We start from the raw sequence: 368 nt of genomic DNA, 5'->3' as shown, positions 1-368 counted from the left end.
TCATAGTCCTTTAAACAACAATTTTTATAAATCGACAGAAGTGAACCAATTGTGTTCACTTCTCTTCTTGATACCTGAATCCCTCTTTTTACCTTATAAAATCAACGCAGCTTTGCCCGGAAATTTTGCTCTCTATTACCTCAACACTTCAGAAAAGTTGAATAGTAACGATACTTCACATCACAAAAACTCCTCTTAATTTGTATACATAGTCAAAAGTCAACCTTCACCAAAAAACTTCCAAATAACCAGTCAAGTCCATATAAAACAAGTCACTACAATAGAAACTAAATTGTACACAATCCACCAAAGCGCCATATTGTTGCGTTTTTGTAAATAAATAGTTGACCCTTAGGTCAGGATGGATA

Annotated in this window: 1 protein-coding gene; it reads left to right on the top strand. The window is 34.0% G+C overall.

What is annotated here, in order from left to right:
* On the top strand, positions 1–199 hold a 199-nt coding region (locus AB4486_RS28690; RefSeq protein ID WP_372120229.1), incomplete at its 5' end, for a hypothetical protein.
* Positions 200–368 lie beyond the last annotated feature (169 nt).

It is taken from the genome of Vibrio sp. 10N.222.55.C6 (assembly GCF_041473395.1).
GTDB lineage: Bacteria > Pseudomonadota > Gammaproteobacteria > Enterobacterales > Vibrionaceae > Vibrio > Vibrio crassostreae_C.
The sequence above is the reverse complement of the archived record's forward strand: the minus strand, read 5'-3'. Positions and strand labels throughout refer to the sequence as shown.